General features: G+C 35.3%; 1 protein-coding gene and 1 pseudogene. One reads left to right on the top strand and one right to left on the bottom strand.

The window, feature by feature from the left end; genetic code table 11:
• Positions 1–111 (top strand): transposase (locus O9295_RS10955; RefSeq protein WP_071784045.1); only part of this gene is annotated, 111 nt, incomplete at its 5' end.
• A 30-nt stretch (positions 112–141) separates the two neighbouring features.
• Here O9295_RS10955 and O9295_RS10950 read toward each other — a convergent pair.
• A pseudogene (locus O9295_RS10950) lies at positions 142–2,058 on the bottom strand (DNA methyltransferase); the annotation flags it as partial.
• Between the last annotated feature and the right edge of the window lie 350 nt (positions 2,059–2,408).

Below are 2,408 nucleotides of genomic sequence, written 5' to 3'. Positions count from 1 at the left end.
GTCGAGGGAATCAACAATAAACTTAAACTAATAAAACGGAGAGGCTATGGCTTTAGAAACTTTCGGAATTTTTGGGTTAGAAGTATGTTATCTTGGCATCTTGTCTGTTGATTTAGCATAAAGGGTAACGAAGAGCCGCTTATTTCCATACATCATATTAGGGACATTACAGAGAGGATATTTTCGATTAAAAACCAAAATATTGTTTGCATTGATTAAGTAAGGATTAATATTTTTGGCTTTTATTAAAAGCGGCTCACTGGTTATAGTCTGATAGTCGAATAGATATTTTTCATTAGCTTCAAAACTAGCAAATCCAATAATCACACAATGAACCGCAGCATTACCTTTAGCTTCATTACTCCATTTGAAAGTTCTATGAGCAAAATGAATACTGATATTAAATTCGTTTATTAAAACATTCCATAAGATAGATGATTGTTCCCCTTGAGAAATAGAATTAGTCGCCACTAATCCCACCTTAATTTTTGTGCTTTGAATAAATTGAGCAGATTTATAAAACCATGCTGATACATAATCCATAACCCCTGATCCAATGATTTTATCAAGAACTAGCTTTAAGTCTTCTTTTTGATCAAAATTTTGATAATGATGCCCCACAAAAGGAGGATTCCCTAAAATAAAATTGAGCTTTTCTTTTGATACAATTTCCTCCCAATCAATCCGTAAGGCATTTCCATGAACAATCTTTGCCGCTTTTTTCAATGGCAAACGCACAAAATATTGACCAAAAGTATTACTAACTTTAATATTCATCTGATGATCAATTAACCACATTGCCACCTCAGCCACCCTCACCGCAAACTCATCGTATTCAATACCAGCAAACTGATTGACATCCACCTGAATAATGGTACTAATATCTATTACTAACTGCCCCGTTTTATCTAACTCCTGTAATACCAAAATCTCTAAATCTCGTAACTCACGATAGGTAATAATTAAAAAATTGCCGCAACCACAGGCAGGATCAAGAAAATATAAATTAGCAATCTTTTTGTGAAATTCTAGTAATTTATTGCGATGGCCTTTAACCTTCTCAAATTCTCTGTGTAAATCATCTAAAAATAATGGTTTAATCACCTTTTGAATATTTTTCTCGGAGGTATAATGCGCCCCTAAATTGCGTCGTTCTTTTGGATTCATTACCGCTTGAAACATAGAGCCAAAAATAGCAGGGGAAATTTTTCCCCAATCAAAAGCACAAGCTTCTAATAGCATGACTCTCATCTTGCTATCAAAAGCCGCCAAAGGTAACGACTCCTCAAATAATTTGCCATTTATGTAGGGAAATTGAGTTAAATTCTCATCGAGATTTTTTAATCTTTTGTCTCCTGGTGTATTCAAAACCTGAAAAATAGAAGCAATGTGCATCGCCAAATCACTGCCATCTTCTTTGGTATGTAGATCGATATATTCCCAGAAAATACCCTTATTAAAAATACCCGTATCATCGGCAAATAAACAAAATAATAAACGCACTAGATAAACTTCCAAATTATGCCCTATATAACCAATTTCTTTGAGGCAATCATGAAGTTTTCCCATTAACTCGGATGCTTGAATATTAACGGGGTCTTCGTCTTTATAAACTCGCTTTTCGTAACCAGCAATAAAATCAAATAAATGAACGTTATCAACAAAATTACTTAATTCAAATTCCCATTGATTGCCCGAATCTAAATCATATAATTTAAACCGTTGAAAATCCGAGACTAAAATATAACGCGGTAACTCATGTTCCTTTAAATTGGGAAAATAATCCTTAGCCTGTTGTGTGGCTTTTTCTAAATCTTTTCCTTTCGATTTATGCTCAACTAAAATCGTTCCTTTCCATAACAAATCAATAAAACCCTGTTTATTATCTGCTTTTTTTATCGGTTGCTCAAAACTAGCTACCCTACGCCGTGAAATGCCAAAGACATGAAAAAACTCATTCCAAAAAGATTGAGATTCTGCTTTTTCTGAAGTCTCTCCTTGCCACTCTTTTTGAAAAGCGATGGCGCGATTTTTTATTTCATTCCAACTTAAAGGCATAGTTTTAACTCCTTATCTTTCGCCGGTTTGCTCAAAGATACTAGAAAATGGTGTAGGGAGCCAGATGCAGTCAGTAAGGGATACAGATAAGTAGCTGGTTATAATTAAATTGAAGATAAATTTTAGGTTCGATCCCCCCTGCCCCCCTTGATAAGGGGGGTGCCGATAGGCGGGGGGATCTCCCCTTAATAAGGGGGGTGCCGATAGGCGGTAGGGCTGTTTCATTCTCCCATCAGAATATCAAAAGTAAAAGCGATCACTGTCAGGTAAAATGAGAAGTGAACGCGAACTTTTGAAAGATATGTTGAGCTTAATAGAAAAACTAAAACAAGTCAAGGACTTTCGGAAAG

The sequence above is a fragment of the Microcystis sp. LE18-22.4A genome, assembly GCF_027531105.1.
Taxonomy (GTDB): domain Bacteria; phylum Cyanobacteriota; class Cyanobacteriia; order Cyanobacteriales; family Microcystaceae; genus Microcystis; species Microcystis aeruginosa.
The sequence above is the reverse complement of the archived record's forward strand: the minus strand, read 5'-3'. Positions and strand labels throughout refer to the sequence as shown.